At 47.0% G+C, this 17656-nt stretch carries 26 protein-coding genes; 23 read left to right on the top strand and 3 right to left on the bottom strand.

The window, feature by feature from the left end:
* Both ACOI6Z_RS14470 and ACOI6Z_RS14465 read right to left on the bottom strand, forming a co-directional pair.
* Positions 1-417: DUF6932 family protein (locus ACOI6Z_RS14470; RefSeq protein ID WP_420687432.1), on the bottom strand; the 417-nt coding region annotated here is incomplete at its 3' end.
* A 113-nt stretch (positions 418-530) separates the two neighbouring features.
* On the bottom strand, positions 531-926 hold the full coding sequence (locus ACOI6Z_RS14465) for a helix-turn-helix domain-containing protein (RefSeq protein ID WP_117028933.1): 396 nt from the start codon (positions 924-926) through the stop codon (positions 531-533).
* Positions 927-1030: 104 nt separating this feature from the next.
* Between ACOI6Z_RS14465 and ACOI6Z_RS14460 the strand changes: the two genes are divergently transcribed.
* The 15 genes from ACOI6Z_RS14460 (at position 1031) to ACOI6Z_RS14390 (ending at position 11790) form a co-directional block, all read left to right on the top strand.
* Entirely contained in the window at positions 1031-1258 is a 228-nt protein-coding gene (locus ACOI6Z_RS14460; RefSeq protein ID WP_071582752.1) for a transcriptional regulator, read from the top strand.
* A 2-nt stretch (positions 1259-1260) separates the two neighbouring features.
* Positions 1261-1797, top strand: a complete 537-nt coding sequence (locus ACOI6Z_RS14455) for a toxin YdaT domain-containing protein (protein WP_129550471.1) — start codon at positions 1261-1263, stop codon at positions 1795-1797.
* Between the two features lie 129 nt (positions 1798-1926).
* Positions 1927-2721 carry a ParB/RepB/Spo0J family partition protein gene (locus tag ACOI6Z_RS14450; protein WP_102009360.1) on the top strand — a complete coding sequence of 265 codons (795 nt, stop codon included), beginning with the start codon at positions 1927-1929 and terminating at the stop codon, positions 2719-2721.
* Between the two features lie 17 nt (positions 2722-2738).
* Positions 2739-3626: a hypothetical protein gene (locus ACOI6Z_RS14445; RefSeq protein ID WP_181946214.1), complete on the top strand. Its 888-nt coding sequence runs from the start codon at positions 2739-2741 to the stop codon at positions 3624-3626.
* Positions 3627-3628: 2 nt separating this feature from the next.
* On the top strand, positions 3629-4378 hold the full coding sequence (locus ACOI6Z_RS14440) for an ATP-binding protein (RefSeq protein ID WP_420687429.1): 750 nt from the start codon (positions 3629-3631) through the stop codon (positions 4376-4378).
* A 93-nt stretch (positions 4379-4471) separates the two neighbouring features.
* Positions 4472-4801 (top strand): hypothetical protein, encoded by a 330-nt coding sequence (locus ACOI6Z_RS14435; protein ID WP_194429379.1) that lies wholly within the window; start codon positions 4472-4474, stop codon positions 4799-4801.
* Positions 4802-4858: 57 nt separating this feature from the next.
* Positions 4859-5500, top strand: a complete 642-nt coding sequence (locus ACOI6Z_RS14430) for a hypothetical protein (protein WP_155960931.1) — start codon at positions 4859-4861, stop codon at positions 5498-5500.
* Between the two features lie 1080 nt (positions 5501-6580).
* On the top strand, positions 6581-7324 hold the full coding sequence (locus tag ACOI6Z_RS14425; protein ID WP_420687428.1) for a hypothetical protein: 744 nt from the start codon (positions 6581-6583) through the stop codon (positions 7322-7324).
* Between the two features lie 436 nt (positions 7325-7760).
* Entirely contained in the window at positions 7761-8033 is a 273-nt protein-coding gene (locus ACOI6Z_RS14420) for a colicin immunity domain-containing protein (protein WP_194429377.1), read from the top strand.
* A gap of 695 nt (positions 8034-8728) precedes the next feature.
* Positions 8729-8962, top strand: a complete 234-nt coding sequence (locus ACOI6Z_RS14415; RefSeq protein ID WP_023304767.1) for a hypothetical protein — start codon at positions 8729-8731, stop codon at positions 8960-8962.
* A gap of 35 nt (positions 8963-8997) precedes the next feature.
* On the top strand, positions 8998-9594 hold the full coding sequence (locus ACOI6Z_RS14410) for a DUF1367 family protein (protein ID WP_420687427.1): 597 nt from the start codon (positions 8998-9000) through the stop codon (positions 9592-9594).
* Positions 9594-9800: a hypothetical protein gene (locus ACOI6Z_RS14405; RefSeq protein ID WP_141445481.1), complete on the top strand. Its 207-nt coding sequence runs from the start codon at positions 9594-9596 to the stop codon at positions 9798-9800. Before ACOI6Z_RS14410 ends, ACOI6Z_RS14405 begins: the two co-directional genes overlap by 1 nt.
* A 2-nt stretch (positions 9801-9802) precedes the next feature.
* On the top strand, positions 9803-10099 hold the full coding sequence (locus ACOI6Z_RS14400) for a DUF1364 domain-containing protein (protein WP_374026560.1): 297 nt from the start codon (positions 9803-9805) through the stop codon (positions 10097-10099).
* The gene (locus ACOI6Z_RS14395) at positions 10096-10911 is read left to right on the top strand and encodes an antitermination protein (protein WP_420687426.1); all 816 of its coding nucleotides are present in this window, start codon (positions 10096-10098) and stop codon (positions 10909-10911) included. The genes ACOI6Z_RS14400 and ACOI6Z_RS14395 overlap by 4 nt, the downstream gene beginning before the upstream one ends.
* Positions 10912-11163: 252 nt before the next feature.
* Positions 11164-11790 (top strand): YagU family protein, encoded by a 627-nt coding sequence (locus tag ACOI6Z_RS14390; protein WP_012967891.1) that lies wholly within the window; start codon positions 11164-11166, stop codon positions 11788-11790.
* A 746-nt stretch (positions 11791-12536) separates the two neighbouring features.
* Here the strand turns inward: ACOI6Z_RS14390 and ACOI6Z_RS14385 are convergent.
* Entirely contained in the window at positions 12537-12707 is a 171-nt protein-coding gene (locus ACOI6Z_RS14385) for a YnfU family zinc-binding protein (RefSeq protein WP_004184492.1), read from the bottom strand.
* Positions 12708-12911: 204 nt separating this feature from the next.
* Between ACOI6Z_RS14385 and ACOI6Z_RS14380 the strand changes: the two genes are divergently transcribed.
* The 8 genes from ACOI6Z_RS14380 to ACOI6Z_RS14345 all read left to right on the top strand — a co-directional run bounded on the left by ACOI6Z_RS14380 (position 12912) and on the right by ACOI6Z_RS14345 (position 17489).
* A complete protein-coding gene (locus tag ACOI6Z_RS14380; RefSeq protein ID WP_024176410.1) occupies positions 12912-13211 on the top strand; it encodes a phage holin family protein in 300 nt (99 codons plus the stop codon).
* A complete protein-coding gene (locus ACOI6Z_RS14375; protein ID WP_040146384.1) occupies positions 13208-13747 on the top strand; it encodes a glycoside hydrolase family 108 protein in 540 nt (179 codons plus the stop codon). Before ACOI6Z_RS14380 ends, ACOI6Z_RS14375 begins: the two co-directional genes overlap by 4 nt.
* A complete protein-coding gene (locus tag ACOI6Z_RS14370; protein ID WP_040146383.1) occupies positions 13744-14091 on the top strand; it encodes a hypothetical protein in 348 nt (115 codons plus the stop codon). The genes ACOI6Z_RS14375 and ACOI6Z_RS14370 overlap by 4 nt, the downstream gene beginning before the upstream one ends.
* The gene (locus tag ACOI6Z_RS14365) at positions 14088-14363 is read left to right on the top strand and encodes a hypothetical protein (protein WP_004206697.1); all 276 of its coding nucleotides are present in this window, start codon (positions 14088-14090) and stop codon (positions 14361-14363) included. The genes ACOI6Z_RS14370 and ACOI6Z_RS14365 overlap by 4 nt, the downstream gene beginning before the upstream one ends.
* Positions 14314-14502, top strand: a complete 189-nt coding sequence (locus ACOI6Z_RS14360; protein WP_071787613.1) for a hypothetical protein — start codon at positions 14314-14316, stop codon at positions 14500-14502. The genes ACOI6Z_RS14365 and ACOI6Z_RS14360 overlap by 50 nt, the downstream gene beginning before the upstream one ends.
* Positions 14503-16012: 1510 nt before the next feature.
* Positions 16013-16243, top strand: a complete 231-nt coding sequence (locus ACOI6Z_RS14355; RefSeq protein WP_420687425.1) for a DUF2560 family protein — start codon at positions 16013-16015, stop codon at positions 16241-16243.
* Positions 16244-16901: 658 nt separating this feature from the next.
* Positions 16902-17138: a hypothetical protein gene (locus tag ACOI6Z_RS14350; protein ID WP_420687424.1), complete on the top strand. Its 237-nt coding sequence runs from the start codon at positions 16902-16904 to the stop codon at positions 17136-17138.
* 9 nt (positions 17139-17147) lie between these two features.
* Positions 17148-17489, top strand: a complete 342-nt coding sequence (locus tag ACOI6Z_RS14345) for an HNH endonuclease (RefSeq protein WP_040241924.1) — start codon at positions 17148-17150, stop codon at positions 17487-17489.
* The last annotated feature ends 167 nt before the right edge of the window (positions 17490-17656 follow it).

Here is a 17656-nt window from a genome sequence, read left to right as displayed (position 1 = left end):
CCAATATACAGTAATTTCAACAAGCTCATGGCTTGGAGCATTAAGCCCATGATAGTACGAATCAACTAAATATTTAGTTTTAACAAGATCATGGTTAAACAGTTCAGGATTTCTACCAATTACCGTCGCATCATCATCACCAGCGCTGAATTGAAAAAAAGTAACAACATCAACATCATTTGGAGATCTTCTCTCAATTAGCTCAATGTTTTCTGTGAAGCTGCCATCAACCCACTGAAAACCCTCAACTAACCCCGCTTGGCTTAACGACATACGAAAATCAAGAAATCCTTTGAGTATCTTCATTCTTGCTGGGCTAAGCGCAAACATACTTACAAAACGCACTATATCCATTTTGTATGGCGAGCGCGCATGGCTAGTAGGGTCTGCCTCATCCATAGGGGGGATTACCCCCATATCATTCCACAGAGAGATAGTTGGTATAGTCAACGTTAAACCTTATAACCAATTAGGCATTGATAGATTTATAGTTTTTATTGGTTGCTACAGATCTTCTTTGTATATATTAGTTACTCCGTATCACCCTTAATCCGCCGCCCCATGTACTTCGCGTACAGTTCATCAAGCTCCTTTAGGCGCAGTGACACGACTCGCAACATGTTCTGTTGTTCTTCTTCGTTTGGCAGTTGGTTGTAAAGCTCAAGCAACCTTCGTTCGTCAGGTCTCAACCCGTCTTTAGAGCCCACATCTTGGCCTAAAACCCACTCAAGGCTGACACCAAGCGCATCGGCAAGTTTGATGGCGGAGCTTTTTCCTATGGCACCGCGCACAAACCAGTTGTTAACAGACTGAGAGCTCACACCGCAAATCCTCGCGATATCCGCTTTAGATATGCGCTTCTTCTCAATGATTTCGTTAAGCCGCTGAACCTGCGGGTTATCTGCTTGGTGCGTATTTTTTCTCATATATCACGATTTTAAACTAAATGTTTACGCCAACAACATTCATAAAGTTGACATTAAAATAAACATAATGTTTAATTTTACTCGTAACTTATAGGGAGTCACTTATGAATGCATTAGAGAAAGCCATAAAAAATGCCGGTAACGCAAAAAAGTTGGCTGAAAAATTGGACGTATCCTCAATGACAATTAGTCATTGGAAAAAACGTTGTGGAGGGCTTGTGCCTCAGGGGCGTATTTCCTCTATTTTTCAGGCTACAGGCGTTACTCCCCACGAATTGCGCCCCGATCTCTATCCAAACCCAACTGACGGCCTGCCGAAACAGGAAGGCTGAACATGCAAACACTTCCCTTTCAACAAAATACCGGATTCAAGACCGGCGCTTTGATAAAGCGAAATCAGCCGATAGTGACAGAGCACGACAACATTCGCTCAGCCGTTCGCGCTTGGGCTGCAGCTGCTGGGCAGGATGTTGTATCTGCGTACATCGTCGAGGAATGGCGACAGCAGGGCGGCGAGGAGATCGCGTTTCCTGATGACATCAGCCGTGCCCGACAGAAGCTTTTTCGCTACCTGGACAACCCGGCCGAGTCTGAGCGCTATCGCGAGTATGTTCGCCTTCTTACACCGGCGATCATGGCCGTTCTTCCGCTGGAGTTTCGCTATCGCCTGATGCCCGAAGACAATTTTATGTCCCGTCTGGCTCGTCTGGAAAAAGAAACCAGCGAAGCGAAGGTTGCCGTTGCTATGGGGGCACCACGCCATCAGAAGCTGAAAGAACTGAGCGAGGGAATAGTCGAGATGTTCCGCATAGACCCGGAGTTAACAGCGCCACTGATGGCCATTGTCACTTCAATGCTGGGAGCTCTGTAATGGGGAATATCAAAAAAGGTGAAAGCCGCGGTGCTGCAACACCTACGGCTTTCGTTGCGAATTAACTGGATCAATTCACAGGGGAAATTATGAACACTCACCAACTGAATATCAATAACGGGGGCGCCCATGGCTAAAAATTCTATCGACGCATACGGCGCCAGCGGCAAAAGCAATGTTCTTTTTTTCGAACCGGAAAGTTTGCATCTGGTCACCGATACAACACACCCGCTTTACGACGAACGAGTACACCTACCGCTTAATGAAGCTGTGATCCTCAACATCATGGAACTTGGGGTACTCGAACCGATTATCGTGTGGAAGGACCCAGAGACAGGGAAAACCTGCGTGGTGGCAGGTCGACAGCGCGTAAAGAACGCTAAGGAAGCAAACGCCAGGAGAAAGCGGGCAGGGCTGGAACCCTGGCCGGTACCCGGTATAGCTAAGCGCGGTTCAGCCATTCAAATGGCCAAATACATGGTCAGCGAAAACGAGATAACGCAACCAGATACCCCACTGGGCCGGGCCAAAAAAATGGTTCAGCAAATGGAATACGGTCATGACGAAAATGACATTGCCCTGCTTTTTGGCTGCAGCGTAAAAACGGTCCAGGCAACCGTGGCTCTACTGGATGCTACGCAGGCCGTCCAGGCAGCGGTTGAGGCTGGAAAAGTCACTGTCACTCAAGCTCGTCAGCTGGTCGATATGCCACCGGAAAAGCAACGGGAAACGGTCAAACAGTTAGAGGCAGCTGCAGAGGGTGTAACTGGCCACGAGAAAGCTCGCCGCCAGCGCGCTGTCCTCGGCGACACAAAGCCTCGTCTCAAATCCCGTAAGGAAATCACCCAGCAACTTCAAACCGCCAGCGGCGAATACGCAGCGGCTTTGCGGTGGGTGCTTGGTGATGAAAACACACCAGTTTAAGGAACGACGGGGTCTCTATGCGTGATTACGGCAAGGTGCATACATCATTTTGGATAAGCGATGGAATGCGCCGGGTATCGGATGATGCCAGGTTGCTGGCGCTGTACCTGCTCACCGGGCAACACACGAACATGATTGGGTGTTTCCGGCTGCCTGATGGATATGTTTCGGAAGACTTAGCCTGGACTCCTGAAAGGGTTTCGAAAGGGTTTGATGAGCTATCGGCTAACGGTTTCGCAACGCGCGATTCGTCATCGAAATGGGTGCTAATTCGTAACTTTCTGACCTGGAATTCAGTTGAAAACCCAAACCAGGGAATTGCAGCACTTCGTTTGTTTGATCAGGTCCCGGACAAATCTACGGTGAAGCCAGAGCTGGCGCGGGTTTTAGCCTCGGCAATATCCCACATTGGTATCGCAAAACTAAAGGGTTCCGAAAGGGTTCTCGAACCGTTCCTTAACCAGGAACAGGATCAGGAGCAGGAACAGGATCAGGAAGAAGATAGTTCGGGGCATGGCTTCGCCACACCCCCAGACGTTCAGAACCAGGACGAAGGCGATAAACCTGATCCCCAAAAAATTTACCCGAATGAGTTCGAGCAGGTCTGGTCGGTTTATCCCAAGCGGGCAGGGGGTAACAGCAAATCCGATGCCTTCAAAGCCTGGAATGCCCGAATCAGGGATGGAACCACTACGGCGGAAATCCTCGCAGGTGTGGAGCGTTACGCGGCTTTCGTTAAAGCCGAGGGGATCCTGAACACGCAGTACGTGAAACAGGCGAAAACGTTTTTTGGTCCCGGTATGCATTTCAGCGAACCGTGGGCGATTCAGCAGGCGCCAGGAGCACGAGATCCCAATCAGATTTCGGAACCTGACAAAACCATCCCATCTGGGTTCAGGGGGTAGCGATGAAAAACATGATTGGTATCGGGAATGCACTGGAACGACTGAAAAAACTCATTCCCCCTAATGTTCAGCCAAAATTCTACAGCGTTGATGAATGGCGTACCTGGCAAGCCGAGGAGGGGCGAAAGTGTTGCGAGGAACTGGATAAACAAAACCAGCGAGCACGTGCAGAGAAAATCTTTGGACGTGCTGGAATTCAGGATCTGCACCGCGGCTGCACATTCGCTAACTATCAGGTTAAGTCGGATGGCCAGCGTCGGGCGCTCTCGATGGCGAAAAGTTACGCGCAGCATTTCGGTTCTGGGTTTGCGAGTTTCGTATTCAGCGGAGCGCCGGGCACCGGGAAAAACCATCTGGCGGCGGCAATCGGAAATCACCTGCTGGCTGGTGGCCGCTCTGTGCTGGTGGTAACCATTCCGGATCTCATGCTGCGTGTTCGGGAATGTTATGACGGAGGGCAGTCAGAGGCGTCATTGCTGGATGATTTATGCCATGTGGACCTGCTTATTCTGGATGAGGTGGGTATTCAGCGCGGAAGCAGCGGTGAAAAAGTCATCCTGAATCAGGTTATCGATCGCCGGCTGTCCTCCATGCGACCTGTCGGCATCCTAACCAACCTGAACTATGAATCGCTGAAGGAAACACTGGGCATGCGGATCCTTGACCGTCTCCAGATGGACGGCGGTATGTGGGTGAATTTTGAATGGGACAGCTATCGCAAAAACGTGCGCCATTTGCGCGTCGTTAAGTGAAGTTCTGCTCCAAGAGGTCTACAATACTATCAAATTTGTTAGATTTGTATTGATCGCATGCTATAGTTCCGCCACAAGAAAGGTGGGTGACAAATGAGTAAAAACACAAGTTACAGGCTGGTTTTCACAAGCAATGACATTGAGCGAATTGCTAAAAATTCGACTGCTGAGGTTGCAACAAAGCAGATTGTTACCGTACATGATAGTCGGAAAACTGGTGTTGTTCTTGCACCCAGCGCCAAAGCTCAAGCTGCATCACTTAAAGGCGTTTATAAAGAAGTTGCAGGGCGAAAAGCAACATCAAAGGCGAGGAACCAAGCAAAAGTTCTTGCCGGAAGCGTTTTGTCGCAAGTATCTACTGGTTATTCATCCAAACAGGCAGTAGATATGTTTAACCAGGCCTTCAAGAAAGTTAAAGCCTAAAATTTAAGTTATTTGAAGCGCCACCTTATTAGGGGGCGCTTTTATGTTTGGTGGGATATGACACACAATAAAAAATGGGTGTTTTCTGAGTTAGTTAAGGATTCGAACGACCTAAGCCAGCTTATCGCCTATGCGATTTATAAGGCTGATAAGGACGGCGTAGCCATTGGTTACCGAGCTCAGGGAAAGAGTGAGGCAGAGATTCAAGCCAAACTAGATGATTATCATGATTCTGTAGCTACGACACCTCGGCTGCAGCAGAGCTGCCATGAACGGGCAGCTTCTCTCATTTTTACGCTTGTTAACGATATTGCTGCTGAGACGCAACAAAAAGCAGCCGAGCAAATAACTGCCATTAATGCCGAATATAAAAAGTCTCTTACCAAAGAAGGCAAAAAGGCAGTCGAGGAATATCATAAAAAAATAAAACAAAACGTTGCAGAAAAACAAACCAAATGGGAATGGTTGAAGGAATTCACTGTATCTGGTTTTTCTGGTGTGTGGGCGACAATCCTTCTTATTCTCGCTGTCTGGCTACTAAGCATGGCAGCTGCACCTAAAAGTGAAAGAGATCACCTTACGGGGAACTTGTTCCAGCGGATGTGGAACTATGTGAATTCGTCACCACTGCCCGAGGCAGAGGCTGCGAAAGGTGCAGATACACCAAAAGCAACGTTAGGCCAACCGACGAAGCCATAACAGTCCAGAACTGAGAGATCGACATACAACCCGCTCTAGCGGGTTTTTTTATTTCTGGATGCACGCTGCGGCAATACCGTCCCACCTCCGTTTGCTGAGGCTCTGGTGAGAGCTAACTTGCCCGAGATGTGTAGGGCGAGGGAGGCCGCATAAGCACTTGAAAAGAATATAAAACCCGGCAATTAGTGCCGGGTTTTGGTACTCACAGCAGATTGGAAGTCTGGCTGTGAGAGAGATGTTTTCTTTACTTGGCCCAAAAATGATAGGTCGGAATTTCTCTCTTTTCAATGGAATATTTCATGTCTTAGAAGATTTGAGATGAAAAATATTATTGATATGTCATTGAAATCAGTCGTGAGCAACGCATTACTTGCGTGATTTTGCATTCAAGACGGGCTAGATTATTCATAGTCCTTATCTGAAACGGGTGGAGCTGTTTCAGATACCTTCGCGGAGGGGTGCTTTCTTTACTTGGCGTGCAGATAGCCGTTGCTTGAGGAAGATTTAAAGGGCAGCAACGGGCTCTCCTCCACTACCCGTAACTTCTTTTATAAGGTAAGTGGATATGGTAAATGTTCTTCATTATATACAGTTCGCGACTACCCTGATCGAGGCAGTAACTAACCTTGTGCAGGTAATTCAAGAACTATTTCATATACTACCGCCAATTGTTTAGTTGGTTCGCATCTTAGTCAAGGCCGGGTTTTAGCTCGGCTTTTATTTGATTTCATAGTGCTGTGTGATTACAAACAATCATTTAGATTGCGTGAAACTCATAACAAGAGCGAACTAAAGTCACAGTGTTTAGTATTCTTGGTTATTGGGGAGGATTTACGGTGACTCGCATTCCTAAGAAAAGTAGGGGAGGATAAATCGACTTTGACTTAATCTCAATCGCTGTAAACCTTATTACTTGCTGTTTGAGGGACTTCACACTTTTGCATAGATTTAATGCATTTCTAACACTAAGATCTGAGTTGGTTGGGCAAAAAATCTGTGCAGATTAGTTAGTTTGCAATTTAATGATTTTGGCCTGGCACTACATACAGTTTGTTTTTACATTTTTATTGGGGCTATAAAATGAAAAAAACATTGATCGCAAATGTTTTATTTGTAAGTTGCATAATCTTTCAGGCAGTAACACCAAAATCTTCACACGCAGAGTCAACAACGTCTTCAATAGAAAATAAATCAGAACAAAAAAATGTGTTGAGCAGAAAAGCAGATAAGGAAATTGTTGTTTCTATGACTGTAGATGTTGATGGGGCTCCAAACGCTTATGGGCCAGACAACAAAAAGGCTCTTGACTACAAAGAGGATGCTAACCATAAGGATTCGAGAACTGTTGTCGGTTATCTAATTGATAAAAATGGCAATCCATTTATCCAAGGGGAAAAAGATCCTGCGCCTGGATTTTACATTTCAGTAACCAGGTATGTCGATGTTAAAAATAAAAATGATTCAGACCCTCGGAAGTATGTAAATGCTGCCAAAATAAATTATACAGTCTTAGCCTCTAGTGCGGCGGCTAAGGGGGTTAAATATGGTGACTTTTGTGTGGTTCACTCTGTTAAGACTAACAAGACTGTATTTGCAATAGTCGGCGACTCTGGGAATAGTAAAGGGACTGAAGGTTCGTTAGCACTTCTCCAACATCTCGGGTATAACGTCAAGGATGGAAAAAGTGTTCCTGACAATTCTGGTATCGTTGTAAGATATTTTGCAAACTCAAATCCATCTAAACAATTCTTCTTTAATCAAGCTGATTTAGAAAAAACTGCGAAGACGTTGAATCTCGATACCGATTTTTCAACTTTTCACTAGTGTCAATTGAGATGTGGTATTTATTCAATAATACCAACATTATCTCGAGAGGATATTCAAGCCTAATCCCGCTTTGGCGGGATTATTTAGCTGTTGATTCGCATTGCTCGTCAGAATTACTACTAAGCAGGATAGCCTCGACATAAAATATGCCACTGGAATATTAGCTGCGGGCTGTCATAACGCTGTGCCACCCCAATAACCCCACCAGTATTTCCCTGATTTATTCCCACACTCGAGTGGGCAACTGAAGCTCATTTAGCCGAAAAACACCATCGTAAGGACACTTACCTATGAGAAAAACGCTTAAGGGTGTATTATAATCCGATAACTGACCATTAGGTTGTATGAGATAAGAACGACGATTATATTCGGACTGGCATTTGATACAAGACTGGCCACATGACGTTAACAATATTGAAAAAGGAGTTCTGTAATGAGTATGAATTTGATAAAACTTGCAAGGAAACTAGTGTTCTTACAAATTTCTGCAGACGAATTCGAAACCCATTTTTTCAATATGTGGCGAAATGAAGGGATAACTGGTCAGCTTACAAAAGACAGTAAGGATATTGGAGAGTGTGCGGCTGAACTTTTTATTCTTGCTGAGTGTTATACATCGGATTCCGTGAGAAGAGAGAGCGAGTTGGATTCAGATGGTTTGCGCAAGGAGGTTAAAGCTACTCTTGCGAAGTATCAACTCCTGTAACTTTTCCAATTGGCTCTGAGATAAATGATTGATTTTGAGAGTATGGCACATGCTATCGGAGCCTGAGCAATTCCGGTGACCTGTGCGCTCTGCATGCAGCAGTTTAGCTTTCAGGAAGTGACGCGTGCGACAACAAACAACTACCACGACGATTTCTTAAGTTCCACTTCCACCTTACCTGCGATAAGGGGGCACTTTCGTCCTGGTGCACACTATCAGGAGGAGGCCAGACAGAACATCAGAAGTTCCACCTAATTATCCAAACCTGCACCGGTGTTTATTAACACTTGTTCCTTGTCATTAACCATTACTCATCTTTTGTCTGAAGGGCGGAGCAATATGTCATATGGATATTTCCAAATAATTTGGGTTTTAATGCTGCAAAATCTTCGGTTATTTTAACTAAATATCATATTTTGCTATTTCATCACTGCATTGATCAAATAGGGACTTGTACAACACACAAAATATGCCTTTGGCCAACGTGCAAAGCTTTTACCTCCGCCAACCGGTAAAAATAAACAAATGCACCAAAGTTTCGATTTTGATTATCTCCTTTGAAAATAGGGGCTTGTAGGACGATCTTCATCTGCCATCATATCTTCCGCTACCGTGAAATTTTCACATGTAAGTGATTTAACATTAATTTATACTGTATAAAAACACAGTATATGGTTTGCTTCCGGGAGGTAGGGATGCGCAATGAGAGTAATGAGTACTACGATCTGGTTAAACGTTCTACAGGTGAAGTTGTTGGCAGCATCAGGGCAGCAGGCCGGGTTCTGGTATACACGGCAAATGGTGTTACTTCTATGCGACCACTGCTTGAGGACGAGGGAGTATTTAATCTCAACGCAATGACCAGTTTTCTTCATCGCCTCGGCTACCGGGTTATCCCGCCTTCTGATAATATGAAATCAACGGCCTGAACAACCGTTGACCTACTGCGCCACGGAGAGAAACCATGGCGCAATTGCACTTAATAAAGCAGTCACAAGGTTTACTGATCCCTGCCACGCAGGAGACCAGCGAATTTCTACAATCAAAATGCAAGCTCGGCGCCGTTCTGGAGGCCGACTTTAAGCTTGTCCGCAATCCGGCGTTTCACCGCCGTTACTTTGCTTTACTCAATCTCGGTTTTGAATATTGGGAGCCTACCGGCGGGGCGATTTCGTCTAATGAGCGCAGGCTTATCAATGGCTACGCCAAATACCTTGCTGCATATGGCGGGAGTGAATCGGCGTTACTTGATGCCGCCGGGCAATATCTCGACCGAATAGCCGAGAAGCGATCCGGCTATATCAGTATTTGCAAATCTTTCGATGCTTACCGGGCGTGGGTCATCGTTGAAGCCGGCCACTATGACGCCATACAGCTGCCGGACGGCACGCTGAAAAAACACCCTCGCAGCATTTCTTTCGCAAGCATGGACGAATGCGAGTTCCAGGAATTGTACAAAGCATCGCTCGATGTTCTCTGGCGATGGATCCTCTCTCGTTCGTTCAACAGTCTGCAGGACGCCGAGAACGCCGCAAACCAGCTTTTAAGCTTCGCGGGGTGATGCCGATGAAACACTCATGGTTTCACCATCTCGAATGCACAACGCAGCAGGCCGAAGAATTGGTAGCGAGATATCGTCAGCGGGGCGTAAAGGTCGAACGAAGCTTAAACCCTGACTTTATGACATGGACCGTCAGCGCGCAGCTGGTGGAGGACAAATATCCGCCGCGGCCAGACTCTCGCTGGCGCAACAGGATGTGGGGGTGAGTATGGCGAATCTTCGCAAAGCGGCCCGAGGCCACGAATGCACAGTACGGATCCCCGGGTATTGCAATGGCAATCCGGAAACCAGCGTACTGGCGCATTACCGCCTGGCGGGTACCTGCGGAACTGGATGCAAGCCGGACGATACCCAGGGAGCGATTGCCTGCAGTGCTTGCCACGACCTCATTGATGGCAGAAAGAAAACCACCGATTTCACCCGCGACGAACTGCGCCTGATGCATGCCGAAGGCGTGCTCAGAACTTTGGCTATATGGAAAAAAGAGGGGTTACTGAAAGCATGAAACTTGAAGCATCCTTAAAACATTTCAGCCCTCAGGGTATGCACATCAGCGACGATGTGAAAAGCACATCACCTGACCGTCTCAACGGTACGGATGTTATGGCTGGTATTGGGGTGACAAGCAGCAGGGCAAGATTCGGACTGGCAGCGTTCTTTGGAAAGACTGGCATCAGCAAGACAGATGAGCAGTTGGCCGTCCAGGCGCTAGCGCGGTATGTGATTGAAACCGCACCGAAGAACGTACGCAAAACAGCGGGTAAAGAGCTGGGGCGCTGCTGCCTGATTTTAGCGCAGTTTGCTTTTGCGGAGTATTCCCGGTCCGCGGAAACAACGGGTGCCTGCCGGGTATGCAATGGCAACGGAAAGATTAAAACCACTACCACGGAACGCAAAGTTTCTAATCCGTGGGGCAAAGCACCATATTGGGCTAAAAAATCCCGTGCTGTCCGTCCTTCCGACTGGGATAAGTGGACTGAAGTAACAGCCAGCATAAGCGCTAAATGTGAAGCCTGTGACGGTAAGGGGAAAATAAATGCTCGCTGCCGCTGTGGTGGTTCTGGCCGGGTTCTGGACCGCAAAGCGACAAAAGAGCAGGGAGCACCGGTTTATAAAATCTGTGAGCGCTGTTCGGGGAATGGCTTTTCAACGATGCCGTCTACGGCTGCTTATAAAGCGATTCTGACGCTTATCCCAGACCTGCACATCAGAACATGGACACGCAACTGGAAACCTTTCTGCGATGCGCTGGTGGACCTGTGCTGGAAGGAAGAGGAGAGGGCAGATAAAGAGTTTCAACGAGCAACAGCTGATTGAGTAAATGGGCGCATTATTTTGCATTTTAAGCGCACAATGCTTGATTTTGTCCGAATTTGTCGTGTATATTTTAAATCGTGGAATAAAGCGCCTGAACGAAACCATTCATATAAACCCTGCTACTGCAGGGTTTTGTGTTTTTGAAAACAAATGCCTGAAATCGGCTATAAAGTGTGATCTGAATCAAAATGCCATGCGCCAAACTTAAGGAATATTAAGGAACTGTAAATATTCTTTATAAGTGATGGTCTTATGGCGTTAAAAGATATTTTTGTGCGAACCGAACCTCGCAGACGGCATTATGGCGTTGCATTGTTTATCGGGCTTATTTCTGGGGTGGTTTCAGCATTTGTTAAATGGGGTGCTGAAGTACCACTACCACCGCGTAGCCCTGTCGACATGTTTACCAGTGCCTGTGGACCAGAGTCATTAATTCGAGCTGCAGGGCAAATTGATTGCTCCAGAAACTTCCTTAACCCTCCTTATATTTTTCTGCGTGATTGGTTAGGGCTGGCCGATCCAAATGCGGCTGTCTATACCTTCGCCGGACATGTGTTTAACTGGGTGGGCGTAACACATATCATATTCTCCATCGTGTTCGCGGTTGGGTATTGTGTAGTTGCCGAGGTGTTTCCAAAAATTAAGCTGTGGCAAGGTTTGCTTGCAGGTGCACTCGCACAACTGTTTGTCCATATGATTTCGTTTCCGCTTATGGGCCTAACCCCTCCGTTGATTGAGCTTCCATGGTATGAAAACGTTTCTGAAATATTTGGTCACCTGGTGTGGTTCTGGTCAATTGAGATTATTCGCCGGGATCTGAGAAACAGAATTACGCACGAACCGGATGCTGAAGTTTCTCTGAATTCAGCATTCAGATAATCTAAGCTGCAAAGTCAGAAACCCGCATAAAATGCGGGTTTTTTATGCCTGTGATTAGTCGCTCTTCGATAGCAATGTATGTAGAGTGTATTGACGCTAGCTACGTTTGCAACATAACGTATTGATGTGGTGAATCCCCCTATGCGGAGGGGCGACCAGTCAGTTACAGAAACCTGTAAATGCAGCGCGGGCCATGCCGACTGGGGCATGCTCACCGGGAGGCACCCGGCACCACACTGCCACTAAACATATTTAAGATTCATGTTGGGTTTACTGTTTACAGTTACCCTTCTATGTTTAAAGAACGTAACGGTAAAAACAAATGCATCCTGGTAAATCGGTAGCTCGGACAATCAGGCGCGCTCTTACCGTTGCTCCTTGAAATGCCAACTTCAGCCCGCCTCTCTCAGCGGGCTTCTTTTTGCACGTAACCAGCTAAAAGAAAAATCAAAAAAAGCTATACCTTCATCTGGCTGGCGAAGGGGTAAACACTAAGATGTGAATCCTCAGAGCGAGCCATGATGACTGACCGAAGAATTACCTGTCGTTATCTGGCACCCCACATGCAGCATAACCCCTTATGGCCTTCCATTACGGTAGGCCTGCTGTCTTCTGGGGCCCTGCACGTCAAAAGTTCAGTCTGTAGGCCTATACCAGTCTTGGCGGAATTTAGCTAACGGACTCACTTTTCTAATCAAGACGGGCACAGCAGTGGATGCTTTACCGATACTATGATTACGTAAAGCCTAAGCTAGAGGGAGTTTGTCTTGAGTGAAAATCTTACTGCAGTGGGGGCACATCAGCGCAGAACCTTTTTGGACTCGGGTGTAACTATGTTCTGATTGGTTGATGCAGTTAGGGCAGGTACATTTGATGAGGTAGTTGCGATTGTTTTTTGAGTTTTTGCGTTGTTGCATATGACATTTCCTGATGAATGGTCCGCAACCATACACTATCCACTGATACATAGCTCGTATTGAATTTCCCAACCACCTCGCACAGGTGGTTTTTTTCTTTCAGGTACCCGGAATCACCATTGATGAGTATTCCTCCCGCCGGTCCTGATCCTTATCAAACTCACAGCACCCCGTTAACCCGGAGGTGAACCTATGGCAAAGCATATGCAAGACAAAGAGAGCATGGCCGGAATCACCTGGCTGGCTCTGCTGATCATTGCTGGTTGGGGCGGCCTTGTCCGATTCCTGATGGATGTAAAGCAGGGCAAAGCAAAATGGAGCTGGATAAATGCTTTTGCGCAGATTGTGGTTTCGGCTTTTACCGGGGTTATTGGTGGGCTCATCAGCATTGAAGGTGGCCTGAGTATTTACATGATATTGGCCACTGCCGGTATCAGTGGTGCTATGGGTTCCGTAGCGCTCACGTATTTCTGGGAACGAATCACCGGAGTAAAAGCACAATGACAGCAGACAAGACTATCGAGGGGATCCTCGGCAAAGAGGGTGGTTATGTCGATCATCCGTCGGATAAAGGCGGGCCGACCCGCTGGGGCATCACTCAGACCACAGCTCGAGCACATGGTTACACCGGTGATATGAGAAACCTGCCCAGGGAAACAGCAAAGCAAATTCTGCTCAGCGATTACTGGACCGGCCCCCGGTTCGATCAGGTGGCAAGTTTATCTACGTTACTGGCAGATGAGCTTTGCGACACTGGCGTGAACATGGGGCCATTGGTTGCAAGTAAGTTTTTCCAGCGCTGGCTCACTGCCCTTAACATGCGTGGGAAGTTGTATCCCGATCTGATCCCGGATGGCGCCATTGGCCCCCGAACCATCACTGCGCTTAAGGGATATCTTTCAGCCCGAGGGAAAGAGGGGGAACAGGTTCTGTTACGCGCGCTGAACTGCAGCCAGGGCGCCAGATACCTCGAACTGGCGGAGGGTCGCGAAGCCAACGAGGATTTTCTCTACGGCTGGGTTAAGGAGCGCGTGCTATGAAGATGATCATCTTCGCTTTGCTCGTGCTGGTGGCTTTGCTCGTTCTCTTACTGCTGCGCAAATATACCCGGCTGGAGTTCGTAGGCCATGCCAGCCTGCTGCTGAAAACGTGGTCTGTAAAGCTGGGGGCTATCGGTGCGCTGGTTGGCATGTGGGCGCAGTCGTTCCCGGATGCTGCGCTGCACGCCTGGGCGATGCTGCCGCCGGATATCAAAAACATTCTGCCTCCAAACATTGTTGCGTTGATTAGCCCTGCGCTGGTGGTGCTGGCGGTGCTTTCGCAATACGTACGCCAGCCAGCATTGAAAGCTAAGGCCGAAGAACTGAAGGAGCCGCAGCAGTGAGCTTCGAAATTATTGCTGGGCTGGTGGTCGTCATCCTGGGCGCTATAGCTGGCGCGTTCGGTATTGGTCATGCTCGCGGTACCAGTAAGGCAGAAGCCAAAGCCGATCTGCAGCGTACCGAAGAGAATGCCGCCGCCACCGTCGCCGCGGCAGAACGTAAGGCGGAAGTTGTGAAAGGGGCCATTGATGTACAGCAGACTGTTAGCCATATGCCTGATAACAATGTTGATCGGGAGCTGCGCGAGCACTTCACCCGCCCCGGTAGTCGTTGATACGGCGTGCAACTGGGTGAGGGTCATCTACTTGACCGACCACGATATCGACGTGCTGGATATGCAGACCAAGCGCGACATTCTGGCGCACAACAAAGCAGTGCAAGCCAACTGCCGTAGCATTACCTCTGCTCATTGAGTTAAATAAATGGCTTCATCCTTGAGGTCCACGGGTAAGTAAACGCAAGGTCTTTTATGTAATTTATCAGAGATAACACGGTTGGGCGCACTAGGAGTTCACCTGTGGAAATGGTGATTCCGGTAAATCCTCTCCTGTGTTTTGCTCATTGTGCGAGGGGCAGATACTCATAATCGAATGCCAAAAGGCTTTTATAAGAAAACCATTAAGGCTTGATGAACTCACCTTTGAATAGAACTACTTACGATACATTCCTCATATGTTCGAAGGATATAACATCTCTCAGGTATCCTGCTTCTGGATGCCGGGAATGTGTACCGCTGGTGGGCTGGATTCTTGGAGCCTTTGCCCAGCAGCTTCAGGTGATAAAAAAACCCGTGGAGTAAATCCGACAAATTGACGGGGCGCTGCAGGGGCAGCCAATGTCGGAGTTTAGTCAGATTTCGAGGTGTTTTTCTACTGGTTTTGAGAAAAAATGGATGGTCTGACACTATAGGAAGTGGCTCATCCCTGAGCTCACGGGTAGAACAGTGGACTTTGTCATGGCAGAGCAAAGTCATAAGTTAGTTTAGATAACATTTCGGATATAACAAGCGTAGCGAGTGTATGCTTCATGGATTGTACGTCTGTAACTTTCATAATATTTCTACCATTTCAAAATTAAGATATTAGGTAAAACCTTAGGGAATTTAGAGGGTAAGAGAAGCTGTGAACAAAAAAATCTCCTCGCGAAGCAATGTTTTTCACTTTAACGAAATATATTGTTTGCAATGTGGGTTTTTTAGTTCATCATGTATGCTACATTGAGTTCTTATAAAATGAGCTGCTAATTATGACTGAGTGCAAACTTCCACAACTTCCAGAGTATTATCGATATGGTACTGAACAAATTAACAAGTTGCCTGGGAGTGGGGATGTTTTTCCTCCTGCGGGTAGTATAATAAAGTCAGTAAGTTTAAATGAAGGTGTATTTGTTTGTGTTCCGGTGCAGCGTTATATACACGGGTTGAATATTTGGGTTGTAGTTGAATCTTCTTGATAATGATTTTTGTTTGGTAAAAGTGATTTTTCGTTGGTTTGGTGGTTTCTATTTATTATAAATTCGCTGTTGGAATTTAAAATTAGCATCATTGCAATGCTTTCAAACACCGTAGAAGGATTATGATGCTAGTGCAAAATAATATTTATAATAATTCAGAGTCATATGCTATTCTTTTGTTTAGTATGTGGCCTGTCCTTATTGTACTTCTTGTCGTGATATCTTGCGCCTTTTACGGTGTATTGATGCATAAAACTGCAATTTGTTGTTTTCTGTCAGCTATGTTCCTTGGTGTCGCAGGCTGGTTTTATGGATGATCACCATAAGCTCTAATATGAGTCACTTTTTAGTATAAAGTCAGGGTGTCATTGCTTTACCTGGCTTGTAGCGTTGGTTCCCTAAAGTTTGACGATAAAAGGCCCTGTTAATACAGGGCCTTTCTGTATGTATTATTTATCAAAGAGGTAAGACATGTCAGAGATCACCGCATCTGAGCAAATCCGCCTGGATATTATCAAGAAAGTGAATTACGACACTGCAGCGGCGAAGTTAGCCATTGACTGGGTAGGCGACAGCTATCTGAAGTCTGAGCTATTCGCTGACTCTTTCGATCGTGTTTTCACGGAAAGTGAGATTGTCTCGAAGACCCGTAAGGCAATAGCGCTGGCGCTGTTTGATACTGCCGCTGAGCAGGTCAGCTAAGGCATTACAGCAGGCATTCATAGAGTGCCTGCGATAATGCCCATCAGACAAATCGTCTGAGCTGACAGTTCAATCAATCACCAATTACCAGTTACACGGGGTAACTGACATTATTGTCTGTTTATCCCGGTGAATTTTGAAATACTCACTACTCTCATAACGTCTCTGCCTGCCAACACCAGAACGGCAGAGGTCAGTTAGCCGTATAGATGAATCTCTCCCGGGTGGCTCCTGAGAGATTCTTTGTACGCTAGCTGGTAGTAACTAAAGGCCGCATATTTTTGCGGCCTTTTTCATCTTTGTAAAATGAAAGCCCTCAGGCGGTTAACGATGCTCTGGACCATGGAAGTGATCTCCACCATGTCCGCCTCCATGGGGACCAGGGGGAAGGATACATCCTGAAAGTGACAGCGCACCACAGATCACAAAAACAGCAAGCATAATTCTTTTCATAATAACTCCTGAACTAAAGAGCCTTAATTCCAAAACATAAAAGTGAATATTTTATGGAGAATCAGTAATTCCTTTTTCTCCCTCATGTTAAATAGGAATAATCCATGGCAAAAGCGGACTGGGGCGAGCTTCAGCAACGGTTCCTGTCCGATCATGCCGCAACCGGCGTATCACGAATGCATTACTAATCACTTACGGATTCAATATGCACATCACAGTTCTTGATGACGATCCTGGCGAGTACATCGAACCGGGTCGCGAACGTATCACGGTTTATCTCAATGGTGTTGAGGTAAAGCACGTTTTTTCTGCTGACGATGAAAGAGGTGAGGTGATTGCCGCTGTGCGCGATAGTCATGGTCATTTCACTGTCGAGCTCGGCGAGGTTAAGCGACAGACGCTGTTCGGTCAGGTGAGGATCGTACGCCCATCCAAGCAATAGGACCAGAGCATGAACAAAGAGCCCCGCATCTACGGCAGCAAATGGGACCGTGAGCGTCTTATCTTCATTCGTGCGCATCCCTTATGCGTCATGTGCCAGGAGCAAGGCAGGGTGACAGCGGCAACGGTGGTTGACCACATCATCCCGCACAAACTGAAAGAGGCTTTGCGCTCTGGTGACAGCCAGGCAATCGCGAAGGCGCAAAAACTTTTCTGGAGCCGGAAGAACTGGCAAGGACTGTGTAAGCAGCACCACGACTCAACGAAGCAGCGAATGGAGAAGCGTGGCACCGTGATCGGATGCGATGAAAACGGGATGCCACTGGACCCGGCTTCTCATTGGTTTAAGTGATAACCATTATCAATATACCTCAAAAGTGATTGTCATTTGAAATCATTAGCATTCAAATGATGTCGATTCTCATCTGAGGGGGGAGGGGCGGGTCAAAAGTTCAGAACCTCGAACCCAAATGACCGCCGCCAGTCCTTTTTGTGCACAACCGCGAAATGAAAAGTTTT

This window comes from Klebsiella sp. C239, assembly GCF_048822715.1.
In the GTDB taxonomy this organism is placed as follows: Bacteria; Pseudomonadota; Gammaproteobacteria; order Enterobacterales; family Enterobacteriaceae; genus Klebsiella; species Klebsiella quasipneumoniae.
This window is presented reverse-complemented; position numbering and strand designations above follow the sequence as displayed.